Origin of the sequence: Chryseobacterium sp. 22543, from assembly GCF_052044565.1 — a bacterium.
Classification (GTDB): domain Bacteria; phylum Bacteroidota; class Bacteroidia; order Flavobacteriales; family Weeksellaceae; genus Chryseobacterium.
The window spans coordinates 565323-590690 of the sequence record NZ_JBQENH010000002.1; the positions used below are offsets into that span (position 1 = coordinate 565323).

The following is a 25368-nucleotide window of genomic DNA, read 5'->3' on the forward strand; positions in this document are numbered from 1 at the left end:
AATTTAGTAACTAACCTCAAAAAACAATACAAATGGAACCCATTCAATGTGCAAAACTTTTGGAAGGTGGAATTTATACCACCCTGAATGTCGTAAAAACAGGTGATTTTCTTTACGACCTGAAGAAATATTATGAATCTGAAAAATTCAAAGAAGATTTTAAAGCTCGAAAATTTTCATTTGGCTTTGAAGCAATTGATCCTACATCTATGGTGAAGAATGTCTTAAATTTTGGCGCTTCCGATGATGAAATTAATAGTTTTCAAGAGAAAATTAAATCACTGGAAACGATTATGGTTTCACAATCATTTTTTGATTCATTTAGTCTGCATACACCAAACAAAGATATAATTGAAGGATATCTGAAATGTTTAGAAGTTCAAAATAATAAAAAAGGATTATCAACAGTAGTCCAGGAGGGAGATGAAGGGATAACCATTTATATTTTTTATAACAAAATATCAAGTACGGATCCAAGTCCTGTAGTTGAAGACTATAAAATAACCAATGGAATAGAAATAAGTAAAAGCTTTCATAAAGGAGGTATTCTTGACGATGATAATTCAATTACTTTTAAAAGAAGCGATCCGTCAAAAGATATTTTCTTTTTCTTAGACACAGATAAAGGACCTGTAAACTGTTTATTAAATGGACTTCCTAATGGTTTTAACAAGGATTTTCCCGTAGGTACAGTACTTTGCTCATATTTAAATTGGGTAGAATTTCAGGAAGTAACCCAAAATAATTTGTCAAACCCTGATAAGAACTGGAATAGCAAATATTCAAAATGGGCACCTTGTGACGGAAGAATAATTGATAGTACCTGTGGATTGGCACGTGCTGGCCAAAACTTGACGAATGTTCCGGATTTGAGAGGTGTTTTCCTGCGCGGAAATAATGTCTTTGATTCAAATGAAGCTGGAAATGGCATTCCGGGAGTTTCTTCACAGCAAAAAGACCCTTCTGATAATAGGCTGCGGGGTAGTATCCAACAGGATGAGTTTAAGGAACATAATCATCAAATTGTACAGCAAAGTTTCGGTGGTGTAGTTGCAACACCTCTGGCCGTTTCAGGAAATACATCTGGAGCTGATGGAGATCTTGATGGCTCACAAACCGTTAGTGGTTATGACAAAGCTGCAGTTCCTTTAGTTATTGCCATTACCGGAGGAAAAGAAACCCGTCCCAAAAATATGGCGATCAATTATTATATAAGAATAAATTAACAGGCTGAAGGTATCAGAATCACTGAATGTAATGAAGATATATTTTAGTGCTGCAACTTCTAAAATAGGTACTTTAACATTGAAACAATGTAAAATAAAAAAATCCCGCAAGTTTTCTTGTGGGATTTTTTTTATCTGAAAAGCTCATCAATTAAAGTAATCTGATTATTTTTACGAAAACCATCTAAAATTCAAGACAATGAGTGTAAAGTCAATGATGATAGGATTCTTAAGTTTTATTTTCGTAGCGGTACTTTCAGGATGTTCCTGGTTGACTGATTTTTATATTCAGAATCTGACCGGGACCAAAAAAATAATAAAGATCAATTATAGCTATCCGATCTCAAAAGCAATTGATAATGAATCCGGCAGCTTTGCATTTCATTATGAGAATGGAATACTGTCACCCCGGTCTTTTTATAAAATCAAAAATCCAAAGTCTCTTGAAAAAATAGAAGTCAGAGATTCTTCCATTGTTCTTGAGCTTTATCCAAATTCAACAACAAAAATTTACAAAAGCCATAATGGAAGTTGGAGATATATGATTAAAAGTGTTGAGATTGATGGAACAATATTTTATCCTGCAGAATTGAAAGATAAAATTAAGTTTATCCGTAATGATTATGTTTACAAAATTGAATAAAGAAAAAAGTAAGATTATGGTAGTTCAGAAGAATAGGATGGTATTATGAGCAATTTTATGAAAAAAGCATTTTTAGTATTCGTAATAATATTAGTTGTTATGCTTATTATCAATATTAATTTTCCATTAAAGAAACAGGATATCTATGGAAAGTATATTAACAAGAATTTTGATAATCCAGTTTGTTGTGTAGAAGCTCCACATATAGCAGACACTTTAACTTTGTATGAGAATAAAACGTTTGAAAGTAATTTTTACGGCGTTGGAACATATAAATTATACAATGGGATAAATCCTGAAATAGAACTTTATTATAAAGATTTTGATCAATCAGCAGTCTATAAAACCTATTTTTCAAATGAAGTATTTGAAAATCCAAAAATCATGTTGAATGCAGATCTAAATCATTATTATGAAAAACTTAACAATCAATGAAGAATGGATAAAAAAGCAATAAAAATTTTATTTACTAACATAAAAAGTTCTCAGGATTGTTGGAAATACTAGGCATTATCGGAATTTTACATGATGATACCCATTTTGGGGATGCAGATCAATATGTGACCTATCCGGAAAGAGAATACAGACTTATCAGAAATGATAATGTTGGTTATCCCGCGAGATGGTAGCAGGGGAAATTTGGAGTTGATCATGAAAAGTGGGAATACTGGTTTGAAAGTAAATAATAGATTGTATGTTGTACAGATCTATATTTGAAAGCAAACTTTCAATATAAAAATCATTCCCAGAATTAATTCACAATAGTTTTTATCGTATAATCTTAAAAGTAGATTATTTTTGCAGAATTATTTATAAATTAGAGCGTTAAAATTCAAGCTGTTATTACTATTTAAAAACTAATAAAAACTTCACCAAATCCAGATATAACCATGGCAGAATATTACGCAAAATCAAGCAATTCTTTATCTTTTGAAGTCACAAAAGAAGAGACATTAATTGGGAAACTTACTTATACAAGCTGGTTTAAATTTAATGCTGTTATTGAAATTGCAAATGGTCAATCCTATCAGGTGGAACCAAAAGGTTTCTGGGGAACCACTATTGAGTTGAAAGACCATGAAAGAGTCCTTTTAAAATTCAGGATGAACTGGAATGGTGAAATTGTAGTGCAGACTTATTTTGAGGGCGTGAAAAACGGCTATCTCTTTAAACACAGAGGTATCTTTAAAGAATCATTTGTCCTTACAGATCAGGAAGGAGTGGAGCTTATGATCATAAAACCGCATTTAAAATGGGCCTCTCTGAATTATGAATACCAGATTACAACTTCTGACGCCTTTGAATTGTTTCCAGATAAAGAGATTGTCCTGATTAATGCGCTGCATTGTGCCAACTATTACATGTCGATGATGGCATCTGCTGTCATATAGAAAAGATAATTTAATACTTTAAAGTAAATAATTACAAATCACCATAAAAGCGAAAGATTTTTCTTTCGCTTTCAATTTTACATCAATAAAATGGTTAGATAACTTCATTACTTTGATAAAGATTTTGAAACAACCAGGCTGTCTTCAAGTAATCTGTAACGTATAATTTTATTGTTTTGAATACGCATCTGAATACAGAATAAAGACTCTGCAATATTACCGGTTGCAAGCATTTTCGTTGCAAATTCTCCCGTTATAACAGCATTTTCATGGTCAGTGAAAATATGGTCGATTTTAGCAGAAACGGGTTCTGTATTTTTCCATAATAACTCAAAAAAATCGGATACTTCCTGTTTGTTGCTTCTTACTCCCAGCCATGGTGCTTTTTGTTCATCTCCAGGTATATACCAATCTACCGTGTCAGAAAATAAATTGGTTAACTCTGTTAGATTTCTTCCCGAAAGAAGCTGAAGGAAATCCTGTACGGTTTCTTGAATACTGTTATTCATTTTTCTATAAATTTTAAATTTCCTGAATCATTTCTATAAAAATTATATGTTGGGAAAATAAGTTTAAAAGAGCTTAAACTCATTTTTCCACGGCAAATCCTTTTGGAAAATTCTAATCAATAATGCCATAAATATATAAGATTAGAAGATAAGAAAAATCTAAATCCTATTACCTAAAATGCCATTTCACAGCAGATAATCAATAGCAGATATAAGTTCTTATTTCAATAAATCCTTTGTTGATGGGCTATTTCAAAGCAGTTAATTTTATGATATGCGTCATATTTTTATTTAGAATTAATAAAAATAAAATAATTTTGCAGAACTAACTTAATTATAAACATGAAAAAAACAATTATTTCTGCAGCTCTATTAGCCGTAACAATGCTGAGTGCCCAGGAAACGGATACCATTAAAGTGGCTGAAATCCAGTCCGTATCACTCCAGGGAACCCATAATTACAGAACGAAAAAATCTGAATCTATAGCAAGACTTCCTCTGGAAAACCTTGAAAACCCTACCGTTTACAACCTTGTTCCCAAAGAAATCATCAGTGAAATGGGGGCAATGGACTTCAACACTGCGATGGCTTCTGCTCCAGGTGTTGTGGTAAGCAACAGTGTAAATGACAGCGGGAACGATATTTTTATGAGAGGCTTCAGCTCCAATGCCAGTTTCAGAAACGGACTTACCCAAAACCCAAGAGTACAGTCCGAAATCGCTAATATCGAAAGAGTAGAAGTAATTAAAGGACCGTCCGGAACTTTATTCGGAGGAACCTTAGCCAACTATGGCGGAGTGGTGAATATAGTCACTAAAAAACCACAGGAAAACTTCGGGGGAATTATCAATTATACCACCGGAAGCTGGGGAATGAACAGGATCACGGCTGATGTGAATACCCCTTTGAACAAAGAAAAAACAGCATTGGCAAGATTCAATGTGGCAGCCTATTCTCAGGATTCATTTCAGGATGCGGGTTACAACAAAGGATTGTTCTTTTCCGGAAGTGTTTTATATAAAGTAAGCGACAAAACATCAGTAACGCTTGATACCGAATTTCATGCTCCGGATAAAACATTGAATGCCTATGTAAGAAACTCAGAGAAACTGACCTTACATTCAATGAAAGACTTAGAAGTAGCCTATAAAAGAGCGTTTACAAGCAATGATATTGGTTCTAAAAGAACCAATTTTGTGACGATGGCCGAGGTTACCCATAAATTCAACGATCAATGGACCTCGCGAACATCTTACCAAAGAGGTGAAGCCAATGAAAATGAGTCTATCTTTTTAGTGCTTAGATATCTGAATAATAATCAGGTAGAAAGAATGATCCGCCCTTTCGACAGCTTCAAAGTGACTACAGACAATATACAGCAGAATTTTACAGGAGATTTTAAAATAGGTGGCTTAAGAAACCGGCTGGTAGTAGGAATAGATTATTTCCAGCAAAGAACAAAATATCAGTTCCCTTATTATGAAGCCAACGGATACAGCAACGTTTTCATGCCTTATGACAAAGTGAATCTCGACAGTTCTTCAGCATGGGATCCCATTTCAAGAAACAAATTCATGAATAAAGAGAGAAAATCTACAGAATCGGATATTACCACATTCAGAACGATTAGCGGATATATCTCCAATGTTTTGAATATCACAGATAATTTACTTGTAATGGCTAGTTTAAGAGTAGACAGTTACAAAAATGACGATACAGTAATAAATGGTGTAGAGATCTCGACTAAAAACGGATATCCTGAAAATAAAGTTACAGGGTACAGCCAGACCCAGTTTTCACCAAAATTCGGGTTGGTTTATGAAATTGTAAAAGATCAGATCTCATTTTTCGCCAATTATGTGAATGGATTCAAAAACTATGCTCCGTCATTGAATGAAACCGGTGTTTTGACAAAATGGGATCCGGAACAGGGAAATCAGGTTGAAACAGGTTTTAAAGTAGATCTTTTCCATAGAAAATTACTGACGACCGTAAGTTATTATAATATTAATGTTAAAAACAGACTGGTTGCAGATCCGGGCGGAATAGGAAGTATTCAGGATGGCAATATCAAAAGTCAGGGTCTGGAAATAGGCATCATCGCCAATCCTCTCAAAGGATGGAATATTGTTGCCGGATATGGATATAACGATAATAAATATGATGACCGAAGTAAAGACAGCGGAAAAAGAATTGCCTGGACACCAAAACATGTAGCCAATCTGTGGACAAGCTACAAAATTATAGATGGAGCGTATGAGGGGCTTGGTTTCGGAGCCGGATTTAATTTTGTAGACCAAACTTATATTAATATTACCAATCATTTCCTTGCTCCTTCTTATACTACCGTAGGTGCTACAATTTTCTATGACAAGAAAAAATACAGAATCGGTCTGAAAATGAATAATGCCCTCAATGAAGCCTATTGGAACTTCTACGGACAGCCACAGAAGCCAAGAGAAATCCTTGCCAATTTTGCATTTAAATTTTAATACCTAAAAACAAAAAATAATCTCAACGAAAATAGAAGGATGAAAACCGTAAAGGTGCAACGCTTTGATTTATAATAACCCAATATTTCTGTGCCCTCGAATATGCTAAAGTAAATGGCAGCAGGAATAACTCTTTTCACTTTACAAACGCCATTATAAATCCTGTTGCGCCTTTGCATTTTCAACCATTATATTTTTGAATGACAAAAACAGATATGGAGAATAAAAAAACTAATCCTAAAAAAAAGCAAGGGAAATCCCTTACGAAAAGTATCACCGGATGGCTGCATCTCTGGCTCGGACTGGTTTCCGGGATCATTGTGCTGACGGTTACTCTTTCGGGGACAGTATTTGTCTTTTGTGACGAAATCATTGATCTGTGCGGCGGAAGCGCCAAATATGTCCAGACTCCGGTGAATGCAAAAAAAATGACTCCCGAAGAATTGCTGGTTCAGTTTCATCAACAGGTTCCGGATAGAAAAGCATTCTATTTTGATACTTATAAAGAGGCAGACCGAAGTTTCAGGGTAGCATCAGCAACTAAGCCGCCCAAAGACAAAAATGCAGACAAAGCAAAGCAGAAAGGACGTGGTCCAAGAGGAGTATTTGCCTATCATTACCTTAATCCTTATACTGGGAAAGTCATCGGTTCTACAAAAAGCTATGAATTTTTTTATGTTGTTGCACATATTCACGCTCAGTTGCTTGCAGGAAAGTTCGGGAAAACCGTAGTCGGAATTGCCTCAATTATTTTTTTTATCCAGCTCATCGGAGGGCTGATTCTATGGTGGCCAAAAAAATGGAACAAAACAACAAGAACAACAGCTTTTAAAATTAAATCAGGAACAAAATGGCGCAGGAAAAACTATGATTTTCATAATGTCTTTGGCTTTTATTCATTGCTTCCGGCAGTATTTATTACCATTACAGGACTGATTATGGCCTATGAGGTTTTGACAAATCTTACCCAGCAGGCTTTTGGAGGCGCTGTGGATGCCCATACCATTGCAGAAAAATATGAACCCAAATTTGATCCTGAGAAAAAAGCGTTGTCCTATACTGATTTTGCAGACAAAAAATTCAAGGAATTTCCTGAGGCTAAACAGCTCAGGATGAGTATTCCAAGAAATGATTCAGCAACAGTCTATCACGTGGTTGCAGCTCAGTTTATTGGTTTAAAAAGCCTTGTCAATGGGAAAAGTATGGAAACAAATAAATATACCGGGAATGAGATAGATTATCCCAAAGAAGTTCAGATGCATGAAGTGATTGAGCATATGAATTTTGACCTTCACGTGGGATATTGGGGTGGTATGTTCGGTAAAATATTCACCTTTATTATCGGAATTATCTGTACAAGTCTTCCGGTTACCGGATTCCTGATCTGGTGGGGCAGAAGAAACAAATCACCCAAAAAGAATAAAGAAATTAAAAATATTCATCAACACAGAAAAGATTTACAGCATGAGCAATTGGTTTAAAATTCTATACCTCCCATTATTTTTACTCTTCACATTAGGGAATGGGCAGGAAAAACTGACAATAGGAGAGAAGCAAAATGTATTTTCACAATTTTTAAACGAAAACAGAGAAATTTGGGTGCATTTGCCTAAAACCTATAGTGACAATACCATCAATGCTGCAAAATATCCGGTCATCTATCTCCTAGACGGAGAAATCAATTTTGAATATTACACCGGATTAACGGATTTCATTGCCAGAACTCCTTATGCAGATATTCCGGAATGTATTGTGGTAGGAATAAAAAATACAGAAAGAACAAGAGATCTTACGCCAACGAAAGCTCAGAAAAAAAGCCCTGTAAATCCAGATGTTATCCTTTTTGCAGACAGTGGCGGAGGTGAAAATTTTGTGAAATTTATGCAGGAAGAGCTGAAACCATTCATTAATAAAAATTACCGGACTCAGGATTATTCTGTATTGGTTGGGCATTCTTTCGGAGGATTATTTGCCATCAATACATTCCTTTTACATCCTGATTATTTCAATGCTTATGTGGCGAATGATCCCAGTTTATGGTGGGATAATAAAGTGACCATTTCAAGAACAAAAGACTATTTAGAAAAGAATAAAAAATTTCCGGTAAAGAAATCTTTGTATGTTTCTCAGGCAGACAATGAAGAACAGCAGAAAAACTGGAATTCCGATATGACCCAGGCCATTGAAGAATTTAAAGGAATCATAGAAAAAAACAGATCTTTGAACTATAAACATAGTTTCTTTGAAGGGGAAACTCATGGAACTGTTTCCTATCCCGGAAATTATGAAGCATTAAAATTTATATTTAAAGGCTTCAGAACCGATATAAAACAGTTGTCCAAAAATCCCAAACTGCTGGAGGAAGATTATAAAAAGCTTTCCGAAAAAATAGGAACAGAGTTTACCCCTTCGGAAGCGTATCTGAATGTAGTCATCAAATTCATGAAGAACAATGGATTCAAAGAATCTGAAACTTATTTTACGAATCTGAAAGACAGATATTATTCAAAGAAATAGTGAACTGAAATAAGAAATCCAGTCTGTTAATTAACAGGTTGGATTTTTGATATTAGATAATGTATAAAATAAGTTTTGGCTAAAGCCAATGGATTGTTGACAAATAAAAAACGGGCTAAAGCCCGTTCCTATTTAATTTTTCTTATAGATTTTGCTGATTGAGCAAATGTATTCTAAAAACCTATCCACACAGTTTGTGATTCCGTAGGAATCCATGCAGATTTTTTCCAAAAGCTTTTCTTAATGCCTGTTATCACAATTAATTGGAAAATCCTTCTCTTTTTTATCTAAAAAACTAATAGAGGGACAGCCAAAAGACTGGGCAATGAATCCAAAAATAACAGGAGATTTTCCTTTAAAAAGATGGCCTGTCCATTGGAAAACATTGGCTTCATCGGCATCTATTCCATACAAAGGAAGAAATTCTCCACCATCACTTCCTGCAAGACTAAATGTTTTTTCCGCCACCTTTTCTTTACGATCATTGATGGCTACAAGCTTACGTTCTGTAATATTTCCTTCTTCAAGATAGTCCTGCAGATAATAAGTTATATTTTCATACTGTGACTGATAGGTCTTTCCCTGAGTCAATTTTGAATGACTAAAATATTTTTTTGAAATATCAGTACTGGCTTTTTGCCATTTCACAGCTTTCATTTTATTTTCTACGAATGGATTTTTATTCCCAAAATAAGCGATGGCATTATCGTATTTATCATAGTCTGTTATTTTTTGGTGAGTTTCAACCTGAAAACCAATCATATAAGACTCTGGATCTAATTCTTCACTGTCTGACATATAAGGACTTAAATAAGCAACTGCTTTTAATTGGCTGACAGGTCTTTTTTGAAGCTTATTAGACTGATAATTGTAAATATACAGGGAATCATTTTCAGTGAGATGAATTCCACTAAGCAGTTTCTTTCTGCCTGGAGCATCCAGTTCAAAATGCTGGAGTTCTTCAAAAGACATCTGCTTTTGATTTTTAAGAATATCTGCCGGAATAGGAGGAGTCTCATTAAAAATATCAGAAACAGAAATAAAAAAATCAACGTCAGAATCCTTCTCTGCTGATGAAATGGAAGACAGACTGAAAATATTAAAATTAGTGTAATCTATTTTCTCCTCTGTTTTTGTTGTTTTTACAGAATCATTAGTTGTTTTTGTTGTGGTAACGGCAGTTTTCTTCTCTTCTTTCTGACAGCTGGTAACCATCAGTAGAAAAAATAAAGGGGCTGCGGCAGTTTTTATCTTCATTATCTTTTTTGGCATTAAAGTGTTTATTATATTTTAATTCATTTTGTAATAAGGCTCTGAAAAGTATTTGCTTGGTTTTATATAAGCCATTTTTCTCTCAGCATCAAAAATCCAAATGAATCTGCGAAGCATATCGGCCCCGAGATAACTGACATTTTGTGTTTTAAGTTCTCCGGAGAAGAATCCTACTGAAATATCTTTAAAAACACTCTTTCCCAATTTAAAATAAGGAAGAATGGCCTGCTTGGTAGTTAAAGTTTTTCCTTCAGAATTTTTCAGTGTTTTTTCACCGGTTACTTTCAGTTTTTTATCCAGATGTTTTTCCTCTGCAAATTCGTTACTGTACAGAATAGCTCCGGAAAATCCTGACTGCAGTACAAAATAAGCTTCCTGCTGTTGATCTCCATCAATAATATTATCTGCTGCAAGATAAAATCCATCATGATCTAAGATGATATTGACGGGCTGGTAGCCTTTCAGGTCTGGCATTTTATCATACATCACAAATTGGTTGTTATCATAATCGATTTTAAATGCTTTACCATCAAAAATTCCGGTTCCGATTTTTCCATCTGCTTCATGGCCTGTTAACTGATTATCAAAAAAGCGTACATTTTTCTGGTTGATTTTCCCAATATCCACGGTATTATGGTCACTGATTTCTTCTTTGTTGAAAACAATATGATCTGCTTTTCGCTTTCGTTCGGGGGAAATTGAATAATCTTTCATTGCGATCTGGAACATCAGATCCAGAGAATCTTTTTTGTTGACAAGAGTCTTCACAATGATATTATTGTGTTTTGTGATCCGGAAAGGAATGGTTTGCTGGGCTTTCATACCGGAAAATCCAACAGAAAGCAGCATGAAAAAGACTGTTCTTTTGAGCATTATCAGTGATTGGTGTTTTAAAACTTTAAAATTACCTATTATCTTTGGAAAATCAAATAATAAAATGAAATGGTTGAAAAGTTACTTCAAAGCGGAATCCATTGGGAAAAGAAAGAATTCAAAAGAAATGAGTTCCTGAAGATTTCAGGCAGTACAGATACCTCTATTTATTTTATTGAAAACGGAAGTGTCCGGATTTTTATGATGGATGAAAATGAAGAAAGAATCATTCGTTTCGGATACACCGGAAATATTATTGTCAGCCTGGATTCCTTCTTATCAGGAAAACCGTCTGACCTTTACATTCAGGCAATTAAAAGAACAACAGTAAGAACAGCCTCAAAAAAGGATTTTTATAATTTTATACAATCCAATGAAGAACACCTGAAATTTTGGATGGATATTCTGGAAGATCTGATATTGCAGCAGCTCGAAAGGGAAAAAGATTTACTCATCAATGCTCCGGGAGAACGCTTTGAGAGAGTGTTGAAACGAAGCCCGAAGCTGTTTCAGGAAGTTCCCAATAAATACATTGCTAATTATCTGAGGATGTCACCTGAAACTTTATCAAGGCTTAAAAAATCTTGAGTTCAGTCAAGATTTAAGAATGATCTGTTCATGATATTTGCATAAAAAACGTAATGAAAATTTTAGCTTCAGCACTATTAGATGAATTAAAAGAAATAACCCGCCAGCATTTACAATACGCACAGATACTCACACAAAAAACAGAGGAGGAGCTGAACTTCAGACCTTCAACAGACAACTGGAGTACATTGGAATGTCTGGAACATCTCAATCGCTATGGAGATTTTTATATTCCTGAAATCAGCCGCAATATTTCTTCTGCGGGGAAGTCTCCCCAACCTTATTTTAGGCCTGGAATTCTAGGGAACTATTTTGCTAAAAGTATGATTCCTAAAGAGAAAATGAATAAGATGAAAACATTTAAAACAATGAATCCTATCCACAGCCAGATAAATAAAGGGGTAATAGATACCTTCATAAAACAGCAGGAAAAATTACTTGAATTATTGGAAGATGCCCGGCAGACGGATCTGGAAAAGGTAAAGACTAATATAAGCATTTCAAAGCTGATCAAGCTGAAGCTGGGGGATACCTTCCGGTTTGTTATTTACCATAATTTAAGGCATATTGAACAGATAAAAAGAATTTTACCTCATTAAAAAGAAGTTATGATTTCCAAAAAGCTTAATTTTAAACTAATGGAAATTATACACCAAAAAAACATATCAACTCCACTGGGAGAAATGATCGCTTGTGCCATAGACCAGGGAATCTGCCTGCTTGAATTTACAGATCGGAAAAATATTGAAAAACAGCTGAAGGCTTTGTCAAAGGTTTTGAAAGCTGAGATTGTAGAGAAAGAACATCCTCATTTCAGGCAGCTGGAAGAAGAACTGAAAGAATATTTTGATGGAATAAGGACCCATTTTGAAGTTCCATTATTTACCACAGGAACAGAGTTTCAGGAAAAAGTCTGGCAGCTTCTCCGTGAAATTCCGATGGGAGAAATCAGAACGTATAAGCAGCAGTCAGAAAGACTAGGAAATCCCAAGGCAATACGTGCCGTAGGAACAGCCAATGGGATTAACAAAATTGCCATTTTAATCCCCTGCCATCGAGTGATAGGTTCCAACGGAGAATTGGTGGGGTATGCCGGAGGAATCTGGAGAAAAGAAAAATTACTGGAACTGGAAAAGGTTATTTTATTTTAAATCTGAACTTTACTTTAAAGACTATTAAAAAATAGATGTTCATTTTTCGGTTGTATAGCGCTCGATAATCTTTCTACTTTTGAATAAAAAAAGAATGATCAGTTTTAAACAATTACATCAAAGTGAAGAACCATTGCTATTGGGTAATGTATGGAATGTAGAAAGTGCAAAGGTATACGAAAAACTTGGGTACAAAGCATTGGCAACATCGAGTTCGGCAGTGGCACTTAGTTTAGGGTATGAAGACGGAGAGCAGATGACCTTCGAAGAATATTTTTATATAATTACAAGGATTAAAGAATCTGTATCAATTCCTTTATCCGTAGATCTGGAATCTGGATATGGCAGTGAAAATGATACGGTGGTGTCTAATATTTTGCAGCTTATTGAAGCAGGAGTGTCGGGAATCAATATCGAAGATACTTATGTAGCTGGTGGAATAAGAAAGCTTACAGACAGGAAATTTTTCTATGAAAAGCTGAAAGATATTTTCATAAAACTGGGAAAAAGCAGAGAGAAAGTGTTCATCAATATCAGAACAGATGCTTTTTTATTGAATATTGAAAATAAGCTGGAAGAGACCTTAGAGAGAATTAAACTATTTGAAGAACTTAAAGCTGACGGAGTTTTCATTCCCTGCGTGACTTCTGAAAATGATATCAAAACCATTACTGAAGCCACGTCTCTTCCTGTGAATGTTATGGGAGTATCAGATTTACCTGATTTTGATACGCTTAAAGAATTAGGTGTAAAAAGAATTACTTCAGGTGCTTTTATGTACAGACATATTTACAAAGAACTTGAAAAGGTAAGTCAGGTGATAAGACAAGAAAGAAGTTTTTCAAAATTACTCATTGAATGATGGAACTCACAGGAAAAATAATGTATGAGGCTTCTTATACCAAAGATTCTTCATTTGAGGGGATATTCTGGATGGGAGTAAAGACCACAGGAATATTCTGCAGACCAACCTGTACAGCACGAAAACCCAAATTTGAGAATGTGGAATTTTTTTCCAATACCAAAGATGCAATGTTGAAAGGATATCGTCCCTGTAAAGTATGCAGACCTTTGGAGAATCTAAATGCAACCCCATTCTATATTAAAGAGTTGCTGAAAGAAATTGCTGAAGATCCCACATTAAAACTTAAAGATTATGACCTTGTAAAAAGAGGATTGGAGCCGGCTACAGTTCGCAGATGGTTTCTGAAACACCATGGCATAACGTTTCACGCTTTTCAAAGAATGTCAAGGCTCAATACAGCATTTAAAAAGCTCCAGCAGGGTGAATCGGTTACAGAGGTGGCATTTGATACAGGATATGAAAGTCTCAGCGGTTTTAATGAGAGTTTTAAAAATATTTTTGGAGTATCTCCTAAAAATAATACTACGGAAAAGATCATTGATTTGAAGAGAATTGAAACCATACTGGGAACTATGATCGCCTGTGCTGATGAAAATGGAATCTGTCTGCTGGAATTTTCTGATAGGAAAGCACTCCCTACAGAACTGAAAAGTATTTCAGCATATTGTAAAGCGAATATTATACAAGGAGAGAATCTTCACTTTGAGACCTTGGAACAAGAACTTTCAGAATATTTTGAAGGAACAAGAACACAATTTACGGTTCCTCTTTCTCCGGTAGGAACAGCTTTTCAAAAAGAAGTCTGGAACATTCTTCAGGAAATTCCTTACGGAGCAACAAGAAGTTATCAGGAACAGGCTGATATACTGGGAAATCCTAAATCAGTGAGAGCAGTAGCCAATGCGAACGGCTTAAACAAAATATCTATTATAATACCCTGTCACCGTGTGATCGGAAGCAACGGACAGTTAACGGGATATGGCGGAGGAATCTGGAGGAAACAAAAATTATTGGAGCTTGAGAAGGCGATTTTATTTTAAAAGTCTTCAAAAGAATTTGTGGCATAGATTTTATTCATTAGAATACTATTTTATCATTTTTATGACATCAAAAATTCCGACTATTTTAATTTTTTCCAGACTGATTATTGGATTTATAATCATTTCTTTAAGCCTTATTAAAGTAGAATTTTATCAGACAATTGCTGTTATTCTTTTATCTTTAGGATTATTAACCGATATTTTTGATGGAATTATAGCCAGACATCTTAACATTTCAACTCAAAAGCTCAGACGTCTGGATTCTGCTGTTGATCAGATTTTTTTCATCTCAGTAGGAGTTTCTGCTTATATACAGTGCCCTGAGTTTTTCAAAACAAATGCCTATAAAATAATAATTCTTGCAGGAGCTGAAGCTCTGATCTATCTGGTGAGCTTTTTGAGATTCCGAAAAGAAGTGGCTACACACTCTATTGGTGCCAAGATCTGGACTTTACTGCTTTTTGGAACACTGATCCAGGTTATTTTACAATGTCAGTCAGTTATTTTATTTAATCTTTGCTTCTGGATTGGACTCCTTACGAGAGCAGAAATTATTGCTATTCTTTTACTACTGAAAACATGGACCAATGATGTACCTTCCGTTTATCATGCGATCATGCTCAGAAAAGGAAAAGCAATTAAAAGAAGTAAAATTTTCAATGGCTAAGGGAGATTTAAAAAAAGAATTTGGCTGGAGTAATATGTTAATAGAAAAATATCGGGAAAACAAAAATTAGTGGAGTTGGGAAAGGCTATTTTGTTTTGATTTTTGTAATTTTAAGCAAAAATTTACACGTGAAAAAGTTACTAGCAGCAGTTTGCATTTCAGTTTCAGCATTCAGTTTTGCTCAGGATTATTCTGTACCGGCAGCAAGCCCGCGTCAGAAGGTGGAGCAGCAGTTTTCAATGTCCAAAATCTCTATCGACTACGGAAGACCGGGAGTGAAAGGACGTAAGATTTTTGGAGAATTGGTTCCTTATGGCCAGGTTTGGAGAGCAGGAGCGAACTCGTCTACGAAAATTACTTTCGGACAAGCCGTTAATTTCGGTGGGAAAACAGTGCCTGCAGGAACCTATGGATTATTCATTGTTCCTACAGAAAAAGAATGGAAAGTGATCCTGAATAAAGATTTTCAACAGTGGGGAGCTTATACTTACGATCCTAAACAGGATGTAGTAGATGTTACCGTGCCAGTGAATAAACTGACAGACAAACAGGAGTGGTTTGAAATCACCCTGAATCCTACAGATGAAAACACAGGAAACTTAGTAATCAAATGGGATATGGCTCAGGCAGAAGTTCCTTTGAAGCCATCAAAATTAGATACTGTGATCAAGATTTCTGACAAATTGAAAGAAATCAAAAAAATAGAATCAGATTCTACTAAAAAGAGCTAAATAATGAATTTTTCTGTTCAGCCTGTTTTAGAGAATGAAGAATTTCAACTGATCCCCTTACAGCAAGGGGATTTTGAATCTTTATATGAAGTAGCTTCCGATCCTAAAGTCTGGGAACAACACCCCAACAAAGACCGTTATAAGAAAGAGGTTTTTGAAAATTTTTTTACAGGAGCTATGGAGAGTAAAGGTGCTTTCAAAATTATTGAGAAAGCAACCGGAGATGTATTGGGAAGCAGCCGTTATTATGATTTTGATGAAGAAGATAATCATATTTTCATCGGGTATACTTTCTATGGAACAAAATCATGGGGAAAAGGAATCAATCCTAAGGTCAAAAAACTGATGCTTGATTATATCTTCCAGTTTGTAGATAAGGTTCATTTTCATATCGGAAAAGAAAATTTCCGTTCACAGACAGCTTTGGAAAGACTTGGAGGACAAAAAATTGCTGAGGAAGAAGTTGCGTATTTTGCAGAACCTACAAGAACCAATTTTGTATATGAAATCACAAAAGAAGCTTGGGTATGAAAAAATATAAAATTCAACACTCACCATTTGTAGTCCCAACTACGGACGGGAAACTGATAGAAGAACATTGGGGAAATTCTACCGGAAATTCTAATGTTTCTATTGCACATATGATAGCACCTCCGGACTGGAGTGAACCCCATCAGACCCCTGAATTTGATGAATTTACTTATATTATTTCAGGAAAAAAACAATTTGAAATTGATGGAGAAACTGTTACTCTGGAAAAAGGACAGAGTATTCTTATTGAAAAAGGAGCGAGAATCCGTTACAGTAACCCGTTTTCAGAACCTTGCGAATACCTTGCCATCTGCCTGCCTGCATTTTCTATGGAGTTGGTCAACAGAGAAGAGGAAGGAGTAGATTAAGAAAATTATTCAAATAAAAAAGGCAAATCTGAGGATTTGCTTTTTTTATTTGAATATTAAATTAGAGTTATTTTCTTGAAACGCCTATGAATTCTATGTTTTATTAAATGTTTTTTCGAAATTGATATTGGATTTTTTAAATTATTTTGTAAGTTCGCGGACTTAAAAAAATGAACTAATTAAAATCTATGAAAAACAAATTATCAATTGTACTTATGCTAGGAATCGCATTTTCTACTACTTCATGCGCAACTATTTTTACAGGAACTCAGGATTCAATAGCTTTTTCTTCAAATCCTGAAGGGGCAAAAGTGTTTCACAAAGGAATAGAAAAATGTACAACACCTTGTACTGCTAAAATTCCAAGAGCTTTGGGTAAGCAGATGGTAGCATTTGAAAAAGAAGGATTTGAGAAGAAAGAAGTTAAGCTGACTAAGAACTTTAATGCAGTAACTTTACTTAATATTATTCTGGGTGGTGCAATAGGAGTTGGTATTGATGCAGCCACGGGTTCCCTGACCAAATATTCTCCAAAAAAATATGATGTTGAGCTGGAAGCTAAACCATAATTGGATAAAAATATAAAAGGAAAAAGGCAAATTTGCAGTTAGCAGATTTGCCTTTTTTATGTTTACTTCAAAATCTCTTTCAGGAACATCAGGGTGTGGTTCCATGCTCTTTTCGCCATAGTTTCATTATAATCCGGTGATTTTGGATCTGTGAAAGTGTGTTTTGAGTGGGCGTAAGTGATAATTTGCCAGTCGGCATTTCCTTCATTCATCTCTTTGATGAGGTTATTGTAATCATCTGGAGTTACACCTCTGTCATCAGCTGGATTTTCAACCAGTATTTTAGCAGTTAATACTTCATTTTTTCTGTTCTGATCTCTCCCCAGACTTCCATGGATAGAAACTACTCCTGCAACAGGCAGATGTCCTCTGGCTGATTCTAATGCTCCGGTACCACCAAAGCAATAGCCAATAACAGCTGTTTTGTCAGAAATTGCTCCGTTTTTCTTCAGCTGTTCCAAAGCCAGTGAAATTCTTTTCTGGTATTCGTTATAATTCTGTTTGTAGTATCCTGAACTTTTAGCAGCAGATTCATTATCTGCAGGAATTTTTCCTTCACCATAAATATCAGCGATAAAAGCGATGTAACCTTGCTTTTCTAGTTCAAGAGCGGCTGTTTTAGCTTCTTCATCAATCCCTTTCCAGGCTGGGAGAATAAGAACTCCCGGAAGTTTCTTTCCTGCATTGGAGGTAATTAAGCCATTCAGTTTCTGTGCTCCGTCCTGATAGGAAACTGTTTTAAGTTTCTGACTGAAAAGGGTTCCTGAAGCCATAATCATTGTAGTTAATAAGATGGAACGTATCATATTATTTTATTTTGTAATTTTTTGAAATCCTCAACTAAATTAATGAAAATAACTTATTGCGGAGTATTGTTTCTCTGAAGTTCCCACTTCTTATTTTTATATTCATATATTACACTGTTTTGATTATAGCTTGCTTTGATTTTATAAGGAGTAATAAAATCTAATAAGATGTTAATTGGGAATTCAGTGGTGCTTGCCTGTTTGCCTTTTATCTTTATTTTGTAGGATTCCGGATCATAGTATTTTATAAGATAATCGAAATTTTTATTACCGATTATTTTGCGATATGCATTAATACTTTCAGGGATAATAGATGTTGACAAATAGATATCCATACCATATTTTGTACGGGCATATTCAAGGACGTTTTTATTCCAAAATCTGATGATCAGAAAATTATATCCGGGAGAAATACCCTCATCAGGCGTATCAATATCAATGTAAGACTTTTTGTCTATGTATTGAATATGGAAAAAAGCTTTTCGGCCAGCAAGATCTTTTTTAGATATTGTTTGTACAAGATCATCTAAAACTCTCTTGTTGATCATGTTGTAAATACCTTCAATATTTTTAACATTCATCTTGATCTTCTCCATTCGGATATTGACGTCATCGTTCCCAAAAGAACAAACTATTACACGACATCCATTAGCATGAGCCGGCCCCGGAACTGTAGGACATGCATCATCTTTATCCAAAATACCATCACCATCTGTATCCTCCCATGGGCAACCGTTGTTTTCTATAGGGCCTTCAACGGTAGGGCAGTTATCATCCTTATCTATTATGCCATCCTTATCAGTATCCTGCCATGGACAACCGTTATTTTCTATTGGGCCTGCTTCTATCGGGCATTTATCAAGATACAATGGAATATTGTCTTTATCTTCGTCAGAAAGGCAATGTTTTTTATTGAATTCTTTACGGCATTTTCTTAATGTTTCTTTGTTTTCAATACTTTGTGCGTGAGAGTAAATTCCCACGAAGATCAACAGTAATAAAATCTTTCTCATAGTTATAAAAAAATCCTCACCTAAATTAGTTAAATACAATTTAATAGTGAGGACGGTAAATATTATAAAATTTTTATTGATCTGAACTGAAAATGCCTAGCTTGATTAATTCCTGCTCCAGATTGGTGTCAGATGTAACCTGAACAGTAATGAATCCCAGTGACTGTGCCATTTCAATATTCTTTGCATTATCATCAATGAAAACTGATTCTTCAGCCTTGATATTGTATCTGTCTAACAGAACATGCCATATTTTAGGATCAGGTTTGATTAGTTTTTCTGTTCCGGAAACAACAATTTTGCCCTCAAAAATCTGAAAGAAGTCATAGTTTTCCAATGCGTAAGGAAAGGTTTCTTCAGACCAGTTGGTGAGCCCGAACAGGTTATAGTCTGTATTTTTAAGTTTTCTGAGAACTTCTACATTTTGTGGAATATCGCTTTTCAACATTACCGGCCAGTTGTCATAAAAAGCGCGGATTTCTTTTTCCCATTCCGGGAATTTTTTCACCTGAATTTCTGTTCCTTCGGTAAGGCTTCTTCCTCTGTCCTGTTCTACATTCCATTCATCCTGTGCGATATGTTCCAGGAAGAATTCCATTTTTTCATTATCGTTAAAATAATCTTTGAAAAAATATCTCGGATTCCAGTCCATAAGTACACCTCCGAAATCGAATATGATGTTTTTTATTTTCATAATGTTTAATATTGTTGTGAAGTAGTAGTGTTTTTGTGAACCACCCCGTCAAAAATTCTTTGAATTTTCACCACCCCCTCCAAAGGATGGGAATTCTTTACTGTTCCAATCAATATTGGTAAACGGAAATGATTTTGTACTATTCCGGTCTGTAAAACTGATACTGTCCATCCTTATAATAAGCATTGATATGCTGAAGACCATTGGTAAGAATAATTTCTCTGGCTCCGATAATGGAATTGTATCTGGCGGTCTGCTCAAATGTCTTTTCCGTTAATTTGATTTGCGGCGCTTTACATTCGATCAGAATTATAGGTTCTGTTTTCTCGGTCACCAGAAGGTCAATACGTTTGGTCAATCCATTCAGGACTATCTTTTTTTCGGTGATCAGGGCTGATGTTGAATAGGACTTTACAGTAAGATAATAATGTATCCAGTGCTGTCTTACCCATTCCTCAGGAGTGAGCAGAAGATAAGTTTTACGAACTAAATCATAAATAAAAAACTTATCTTTGTCTTTCTTGAATTTAAAATCAAAAGTTTCCTGAAAATTCAGTTTTGGAAGTTCCATTAATAAGATGAAAGAATTAGATTTAATCCTCAAAAATATTAAAAATAAAGAAGTTTTACCTATTTATTTTTTCCACGGAGAAGAAGCTTACTTTATTGATGTCGCTGTGAAAGCCCTTGAGCATAACTTTTTGGAAGAAGATGAGAAAGCTTTCAACCAAACAGTTACCTACGGAAAAGATACTTCTTATCAGGAAGTCCTTTCTCTGGCAAGACAGTTTCCAATGATGGGAGACAAGCAGGTGATTATCGTGAAAGAAGCTCAGGATTTGCGATTCAATGAAGAGGAAAACAGAATTTTAGAATCTTATGTAGAAAACCCTGTTCCTTCTACTGTATTGGTTTTTGCGCATAAACACAAGAAACTGGACAGCCGGAAAAAGGCTGCTAAAGCTCTGGATAAAGCCAAAGCTCTTTTTCTGAGTGAATCTGTAAAAGAAAGCAATCTTCCTAAGTGGATTTCAGATGAATGTGCGAAATTTAAAATCAATACAGCACCTAATATTTCCCATCTTCTGGCAGAATATCTGGGTAATGACCTGTCAAGAATTGTCAATGAGCTCAACAAATTAAAGATCATTCTTAAAGAAGGAGAAATCCTTGACGGAACGATTGTTGAAAACCATATCGGAATCAGTAAAGAATATAACATTTTTGAACTTCAAAAAGCGTTGGGAACCAAAAATGCGAATGCTGCTTTTAAAATTGCCCATTTTATGGGAAAGAACCCGAAAAACAATCCTTTTGTAATGATGCTGGCAAGCCTTTACAATTACTTTTCAAACGTTATTATCTATCAAACGATGGCTGGGCAGTCTCCACAGACCATTGCTTCCCAAATGGGCGTAAATCCTTACTTTATTAAAGATTATGCAGAAAGTGCGAGACTTTATCCTTTGAAACACGCCACAAGAGTCATTTCTATTCTCCGGGAGTTTGATATGAAAGGAAAAGGACTTGGAGCAGTGAATATGGGAGAGGCGGAACTCATCAGAGAGCTGGTATATAAGATTATCAATGTAGATAAAATTAAGATGAAGGTGTGAGACGGGATACGAGTTTCGTGATTCGAGATAGCGAGATGAGTTTGTGATACTTGATGCGGATATGAAAACAAAAGTTTTAATTTTTATATTAAAGACCAAATCCTGTAACCCAACCCCAGAACTCTAATCTACTCTATAACAATTACTATCGAAATTCAACATATCAGATATTGACAAGTATCATTAAAATAACTTTAAGGAGAAATTAAAAATTCCGAAATTAGCAGTCTTAATTCAAATTAAATCTTTTCGAACAAAGTAAATTATGGAGCAAAACATTTTAGATTGTGTGATCGTTGGATCTGGGCCTTCTGGCTTCACCGCTGCTATCTATGCAGCAAGAGCAGACCTTAAACCTGAATTGTATACAGGTTTGGAGCCAGGCGGACAATTAACTACAACCACAGAAGTGGATAACTTTCCAGGGTATCCAGCTGGGATTACAGGTCCTGAAATGATGATGGATCTGCAAAAACAGGCAGAAAGATTTGATACCAAAGTTCATTATGAAATGATCACTAAAGCTGAATTCTCTAAGGAAGTTGGCGGTGTTCACAAATTATATGCAGGAAACAAAGAGATCCTTGCCAAAACAGTAATTATCTCTACTGGCGCTACAGCAAAATATTTAGGTCTTGATGATGAGAAAAAATATGCAGGAGGTGGAGTTTCTGCTTGTGCTACGTGTGACGGATTCTTCTACAGAGGAAAAGATGTAGTAGTAGTAGGAGCAGGAGATACAGCAGCTGAAGAGGCTACTTACCTTGCCAAATTATGTAAGAAAGTAACATTATTGGTGAGAAAAGACGTTTTCAGAGCTTCAAAAGCAATGGTTCACAGAGTGGAAAGTACTCCGAATATCGAAGTGAAATTTCACCATGAATTAATCGGGATTGAAGGAGAAAACAGTTTGGTAGAAAGAGCAGTGATCATCAATAACCAGACTCAGGAGAAATCTACAGTAGAGGTTGAAGGAATCTTTATCGCGATCGGTCACAAGCCAAATACTGATATTTTCGCAGGTCAGATAGATCTTGATGAGAATGGATATATCTTAACAGAAAAAGGTTCTACAAGAACAAATCTTCCGGGAGTATTTGCGGCTGGAGATGTTCAGGATCATATCTACAGACAGGCTATTACAGCTGCAGGAAGCGGATGTATGTCTGCCATGGATGCTGAAAAATATTTAGCTGAATTACACTAATAGTATTCAGTTTATACAATACAAAGCGTGCCCGATGGGTGCGCTTTTTTGTTATAATTTTTCCTGAAATAATATGATGTTTTCAAATTTTTTGAACCATTAAGGAAATTGAAGCTGTGAAGGAAAGTTAAGGAAACATCAAAGACGCTTTAAGAGCACACTGTTTCACCCTAATATTCTTAAACATTTAATTTTTCTTAGTGGTTTAAGTGCTTCAATTTCGAACATGGCTCTCATCAAATATTCAATGAAAATTCATGAAATATCTAATGAAAACATTAATATATTTGTGAAATTGCAAAAACGATTACAAATTGCATGTAAGAAACTATAAACTGAACAAAAACGGATAAAAAATGAAAAGAGTAACTGCTATCGGAGGCATCTTCTTTAAGTGTAAAGACCCGGAACAAGTAAATGAATGGTACAAAACCCATCTCGGATTACCAACCAGTCCATATGGTGCCAAATTCGACTGGAAAGACGAAGAATCTGATAAGAAAGGATATACACTATGGAGCCCTTTTAAAGAGTCTACCCAATATTTTGAACCTTCATCAAAAGAATTCATGATCAATTACCATGTAGAGAATATCGAAGCATTGGTAAAGGAACTAAAGAAAGAAGGTGTAACTGTCCTGGATGAGGTCGCTACATATGAATATGGAAAGTTTGTACACATTCTTGATCCGGAAGGAAATAAAATAGAATTATTCGAACCTGCTGGAGAGTAAAAGGTGGAGGATGTTTGTCATTCAGAGTGGAACAAAGTGAAGCGTGGAATCTAAAGTATTTTAAAAAAGCTGGGATTACTGTGAAATGACAAACAATACAACTTAAGACACAATCATTTCCCTCCCTTGGAAAGGTGGCGAAAATTCAAAGAATTTTTGACTGGGTGGTTTCCCTCACACTCAAGCCTCTCCAAATTGTCATTCTGACGAAGGAAAAATCTCAAACTTTAAGATTCTCTTTCGTCAGAACGACAGTTTTACAATATTGCCTTAATTCTTAATCCAAAATATAAATCTTTTTCTCCTTAAGGTTGAATCCCAGTTTTTTACCCAGCCAGTTGATACTTGTTTTACCTTCATAAATAAGACCTTCCACAAAAGAGACTTTAGGTTTTTCAACAGTAGCAAAAGGAGTAGAAATAGAGCCAATATCACCGATATAAAACTTGGTCGTCAGATCGGGATTAAACTCACTTTTCTTTTCCATCATCTGAAGTGTTTCTTTTTTGATGTCCAGTATATTCACCAGGTGTTCACTCAGCCAGAAAGAATCTTTGCCAGAACCGGAATCCAGAAGAACATTAATCTTATATTTATTGTTCAGGAGCACGTAAGTGGTAATATCCATAGACTGGTCAGCATTGGTAGACAGCTGTATATCCATTACTTTCTTACTGGCCAGCTTTTCTTTTGGAAATATAAGCTCATTCGTAGTATAATCGATGATAAACTCTGTGTCATAGAGCATTGGAAGGGAAATCAAACCATCAATTCCTTTGATCTCCATATCATGAGTGGAGTACCAGGTATCCTTAAATTTCTTACCATTAAAAATAATCTCTTTCGATTTGAAAAGAGGAATAGTCATTTTTTCACCAGTAGCCCGGAAAGCCGTCAGATAATTATAAGTCTCTTTTGGACCAAGTTGTTTGGAAAAATTTCCCAGAAAAAGATTGATTCCTCCGCCGGTATCAAAGATGAAATTTCCCTTTTTACCATCTATTTCAGCTCCTACAATCAGGTGGCCGGAGGGAAGGACAGATATAGGCATTTTCTGAGCAAAAGCCATAGAGGAAATAGCTAGTGAGGCAGTAACAATCGTGTTTTTGATAAAAGATTGAGTAAACATTTGAAAGATATTGTTATTAGTTTTTAATATTCTGATGAATCCTTACAAATATAAATTATAAAATGTAAAATTGAGTACAGGATGTCGGATAGTTTTATGATTCATGATCTTTTATAATATTTTTGGATCATTTCTAAAAGTCTTTCTGTTCATGGTAATAAATGGCTTCATACTTGAAGTAAAATTCCTACATTTAGCAACTAATCAAAAAGAATATGGAAACAAAAGTCATCAAAATAACACACGTTACCGGAACCTACATTATTGAAGCTCCCCATGGAAAACTTAATGATCTGAAAAGCCAGCTGGACAAGTGCCTGAACGATGAGCAGGGGGCTATTGTGATAAAGGGAGATGATGGAGATCAGTTTGTATACCCATCTGATCTTTTAAAAAACAGCTTCATTGCAATCGTAGACAAGGAATAGATGATATGTTCGTGAAAAATAATTCCCTTGATTTCTAGTCTATTATTACGTTTTGTTAAAATTTGTGTGGCAAAAGTTTTGCGGGAATTAAAAATCGTTCTATATTTGCACCACTGAAAACAACGGTATAGCCGGAGTTTAGGGAGAGTTGGCAGAGTGGTCGATTGCGGCAGTCTTGAAAACTGTTGACTGTAACAGGTCCGGGGGTTCGAATCCCTCACTCTCCGCAAAGCGTAATAAGAAATTATCTTGTAAGCGTATTTAAGGTCTATTAATCCTGCAATTTTAAAAATTGCAGGATTTTTTG

General features: G+C 35.2%; 29 protein-coding genes, 1 tRNA gene and 1 pseudogene. 23 read left to right on the forward strand and 8 right to left on the reverse strand.

Annotated elements, in window-relative coordinates; translation table 11 throughout:
• The first annotated feature begins 32 nt into the window (after positions 1 to 32).
• From ACTJIP_RS08345 to ACTJIP_RS08365, 5 genes are all read left to right on the forward strand, one after another.
• The gene (locus ACTJIP_RS08345; protein WP_077414870.1) at positions 33 to 1226 is read left to right on the forward strand and encodes a hypothetical protein; all 1194 of its coding nucleotides are present in this window, start codon (positions 33 to 35) and stop codon (positions 1224 to 1226) included.
• Positions 1227 to 1425: 199 nt separating this feature from the next.
• Positions 1426 to 1869 carry a hypothetical protein gene (locus ACTJIP_RS08350; protein ID WP_077414868.1) on the forward strand — a complete coding sequence of 148 codons (444 nt, stop codon included), beginning with the start codon at positions 1426 to 1428 and terminating at the stop codon, positions 1867 to 1869.
• 57 nt (positions 1870 to 1926) lie between these two features.
• A complete protein-coding gene (locus ACTJIP_RS08355; protein WP_139348484.1) occupies positions 1927 to 2304 on the forward strand; it encodes a hypothetical protein in 378 nt (125 codons plus the stop codon).
• A 56-nt stretch (positions 2305 to 2360) separates the two neighbouring features.
• Positions 2361 to 2498: a hypothetical protein gene (locus ACTJIP_RS08360; RefSeq protein WP_175627211.1), complete on the forward strand. Its 138-nt coding sequence runs from the start codon at positions 2361 to 2363 to the stop codon at positions 2496 to 2498.
• 261 nt (positions 2499 to 2759) lie between these two features.
• Positions 2760 to 3260 carry a hypothetical protein gene (locus tag ACTJIP_RS08365; protein ID WP_077414864.1) on the forward strand — a complete coding sequence of 167 codons (501 nt, stop codon included), beginning with the start codon at positions 2760 to 2762 and terminating at the stop codon, positions 3258 to 3260.
• A gap of 107 nt (positions 3261 to 3367) precedes the next feature.
• Here ACTJIP_RS08365 and ACTJIP_RS08370 read toward each other — a convergent pair whose 3' ends face one another.
• A complete protein-coding gene (locus ACTJIP_RS08370) occupies positions 3368 to 3769 on the reverse strand; it encodes a nuclear transport factor 2 family protein (RefSeq protein ID WP_428167903.1) in 402 nt (133 codons plus the stop codon).
• 342 nt (positions 3770 to 4111) lie between these two features.
• On the opposite strand from ACTJIP_RS08370, the gene ACTJIP_RS08375 reads away from it, so the two are divergent.
• The 3 genes from ACTJIP_RS08375 (at position 4112) to ACTJIP_RS08385 (ending at position 8779) form a co-directional block, all read left to right on the forward strand.
• Positions 4112 to 6262, forward strand: a complete 2151-nt coding sequence (locus ACTJIP_RS08375) for a TonB-dependent siderophore receptor (protein WP_440704348.1) — start codon at positions 4112 to 4114, stop codon at positions 6260 to 6262.
• Between the two features lie 215 nt (positions 6263 to 6477).
• Positions 6478 to 7743 (forward strand): PepSY-associated TM helix domain-containing protein, encoded by a 1266-nt coding sequence (locus ACTJIP_RS08380; protein ID WP_428167904.1) that lies wholly within the window; start codon positions 6478 to 6480, stop codon positions 7741 to 7743.
• A complete protein-coding gene (locus ACTJIP_RS08385) occupies positions 7727 to 8779 on the forward strand; it encodes an alpha/beta hydrolase (protein WP_077414856.1) in 1053 nt (350 codons plus the stop codon). The genes ACTJIP_RS08380 and ACTJIP_RS08385 overlap by 17 nt, the downstream gene beginning before the upstream one ends.
• Positions 8780 to 9019: 240 nt before the next feature.
• On the opposite strand, the gene ACTJIP_RS08390 is transcribed toward ACTJIP_RS08385, so the two are convergent.
• Positions 9020 to 10036, reverse strand: coding sequence for a hypothetical protein (locus tag ACTJIP_RS08390; RefSeq protein WP_440704349.1), 1017 nt, complete (start codon positions 10034 to 10036; stop codon positions 9020 to 9022).
• Between the two features lie 33 nt (positions 10037 to 10069).
• The gene (locus ACTJIP_RS08395) at positions 10070 to 10924 is read right to left on the reverse strand and encodes a hypothetical protein (RefSeq protein ID WP_440704350.1); all 855 of its coding nucleotides are present in this window, start codon (positions 10922 to 10924) and stop codon (positions 10070 to 10072) included.
• Positions 10925 to 10993: 69 nt separating this feature from the next.
• Between ACTJIP_RS08395 and ACTJIP_RS08400 the strand changes: the two genes are divergently transcribed.
• The 10 genes from ACTJIP_RS08400 (at position 10994) to ACTJIP_RS08445 (ending at position 17434) form a co-directional block, all read left to right on the forward strand.
• Complete coding sequence (locus ACTJIP_RS08400; protein ID WP_180565582.1) at positions 10994 to 11512, forward strand: Crp/Fnr family transcriptional regulator; 519 nt, start codon at positions 10994 to 10996, stop codon at positions 11510 to 11512.
• Between the two features lie 53 nt (positions 11513 to 11565).
• Positions 11566 to 12111: a DinB family protein gene (locus ACTJIP_RS08405; protein ID WP_219072472.1), complete on the forward strand. Its 546-nt coding sequence runs from the start codon at positions 11566 to 11568 to the stop codon at positions 12109 to 12111.
• A gap of 39 nt (positions 12112 to 12150) precedes the next feature.
• Complete coding sequence (locus ACTJIP_RS08410) at positions 12151 to 12663, forward strand: methylated-DNA--[protein]-cysteine S-methyltransferase (RefSeq protein WP_440704351.1); 513 nt, start codon at positions 12151 to 12153, stop codon at positions 12661 to 12663.
• 94 nt (positions 12664 to 12757) lie between these two features.
• A complete protein-coding gene (locus ACTJIP_RS08415) occupies positions 12758 to 13525 on the forward strand; it encodes an isocitrate lyase/PEP mutase family protein (protein WP_440704352.1) in 768 nt (255 codons plus the stop codon).
• Complete coding sequence (locus tag ACTJIP_RS08420; RefSeq protein ID WP_440704353.1) at positions 13522 to 14568, forward strand: bifunctional transcriptional activator/DNA repair enzyme AdaA; 1047 nt, start codon at positions 13522 to 13524, stop codon at positions 14566 to 14568. Before ACTJIP_RS08415 ends, ACTJIP_RS08420 begins: the two co-directional genes overlap by 4 nt.
• A gap of 61 nt (positions 14569 to 14629) precedes the next feature.
• Positions 14630 to 15235 (forward strand): CDP-alcohol phosphatidyltransferase family protein, encoded by a 606-nt coding sequence (locus ACTJIP_RS08425; protein WP_440704354.1) that lies wholly within the window; start codon positions 14630 to 14632, stop codon positions 15233 to 15235.
• Between the two features lie 128 nt (positions 15236 to 15363).
• Positions 15364 to 15966 carry a DUF2911 domain-containing protein gene (locus tag ACTJIP_RS08430; protein ID WP_077414838.1) on the forward strand — a complete coding sequence of 201 codons (603 nt, stop codon included), beginning with the start codon at positions 15364 to 15366 and terminating at the stop codon, positions 15964 to 15966.
• 3 nt (positions 15967 to 15969) lie between these two features.
• Complete coding sequence (locus ACTJIP_RS08435) at positions 15970 to 16497, forward strand: GNAT family N-acetyltransferase (protein WP_180565586.1); 528 nt, start codon at positions 15970 to 15972, stop codon at positions 16495 to 16497.
• Positions 16494 to 16865 (forward strand): cupin domain-containing protein, encoded by a 372-nt coding sequence (locus tag ACTJIP_RS08440; RefSeq protein ID WP_077414834.1) that lies wholly within the window; start codon positions 16494 to 16496, stop codon positions 16863 to 16865. Before ACTJIP_RS08435 ends, ACTJIP_RS08440 begins: the two co-directional genes overlap by 4 nt.
• A gap of 188 nt (positions 16866 to 17053) precedes the next feature.
• Complete coding sequence (locus ACTJIP_RS08445; RefSeq protein ID WP_077414832.1) at positions 17054 to 17434, forward strand: PEGA domain-containing protein; 381 nt, start codon at positions 17054 to 17056, stop codon at positions 17432 to 17434.
• Positions 17435 to 17496: 62 nt separating this feature from the next.
• On the opposite strand, the gene ACTJIP_RS08450 is transcribed toward ACTJIP_RS08445, so the two are convergent.
• The 4 genes and pseudogenes from ACTJIP_RS08450 to ACTJIP_RS08465 all read right to left on the reverse strand — a co-directional run bounded on the left by ACTJIP_RS08450 (position 17497) and on the right by ACTJIP_RS08465 (position 20518).
• Positions 17497 to 18240, reverse strand: a complete 744-nt coding sequence (locus ACTJIP_RS08450) for a dienelactone hydrolase family protein (RefSeq protein ID WP_180565587.1) — start codon at positions 18238 to 18240, stop codon at positions 17497 to 17499.
• A gap of 641 nt (positions 18241 to 18881) precedes the next feature.
• A pseudogene (locus ACTJIP_RS08455) lies at positions 18882 to 19133 on the reverse strand (thrombospondin type 3 repeat-containing protein); the annotation flags it as partial.
• A gap of 193 nt (positions 19134 to 19326) precedes the next feature.
• Entirely contained in the window at positions 19327 to 19947 is a 621-nt protein-coding gene (locus tag ACTJIP_RS08460) for an HAD family hydrolase (protein ID WP_440704355.1), read from the reverse strand.
• A 139-nt stretch (positions 19948 to 20086) separates the two neighbouring features.
• Positions 20087 to 20518 carry a type I restriction enzyme HsdR N-terminal domain-containing protein gene (locus ACTJIP_RS08465; RefSeq protein ID WP_264518297.1) on the reverse strand — a complete coding sequence of 144 codons (432 nt, stop codon included), beginning with the start codon at positions 20516 to 20518 and terminating at the stop codon, positions 20087 to 20089.
• Positions 20519 to 20525: 7 nt separating this feature from the next.
• Here ACTJIP_RS08465 and holA point away from each other — a divergent pair, with 7 nt between their 5' ends.
• From holA to ACTJIP_RS08480, 3 genes are all read left to right on the forward strand, one after another.
• Positions 20526 to 21563, forward strand: coding sequence for a DNA polymerase III subunit delta (gene holA / locus ACTJIP_RS08470; protein WP_077414824.1), 1038 nt, complete (start codon positions 20526 to 20528; stop codon positions 21561 to 21563).
• A 265-nt stretch (positions 21564 to 21828) separates the two neighbouring features.
• On the forward strand, positions 21829 to 22770 hold the full coding sequence (gene trxB, locus ACTJIP_RS08475) for a thioredoxin-disulfide reductase (protein WP_077414822.1): 942 nt from the start codon (positions 21829 to 21831) through the stop codon (positions 22768 to 22770).
• 356 nt (positions 22771 to 23126) lie between these two features.
• On the forward strand, positions 23127 to 23504 hold the full coding sequence (locus ACTJIP_RS08480) for a VOC family protein (RefSeq protein ID WP_219072476.1): 378 nt from the start codon (positions 23127 to 23129) through the stop codon (positions 23502 to 23504).
• A 277-nt stretch (positions 23505 to 23781) separates the two neighbouring features.
• Here the strand turns inward: ACTJIP_RS08480 and ACTJIP_RS08485 are convergent, their stop codons facing one another.
• Positions 23782 to 24633, reverse strand: a complete 852-nt coding sequence (locus ACTJIP_RS08485; protein ID WP_139348481.1) for a hypothetical protein — start codon at positions 24631 to 24633, stop codon at positions 23782 to 23784.
• 215 nt (positions 24634 to 24848) lie between these two features.
• On the opposite strand from ACTJIP_RS08485, the gene ACTJIP_RS08490 reads away from it, so the two are divergent.
• Together ACTJIP_RS08490 and ACTJIP_RS08495 are read left to right on the forward strand one after the other, a co-directional pair.
• Positions 24849 to 25061, forward strand: coding sequence for a glyceraldehyde-3-phosphate dehydrogenase (locus ACTJIP_RS08490; RefSeq protein WP_077414816.1), 213 nt, complete (start codon positions 24849 to 24851; stop codon positions 25059 to 25061).
• Positions 25062 to 25203: 142 nt separating this feature from the next.
• Positions 25204 to 25288: transfer RNA gene (locus tag ACTJIP_RS08495), tRNA-Ser, on the forward strand.
• The last annotated feature ends 80 nt before the right edge of the window (positions 25289 to 25368 follow it).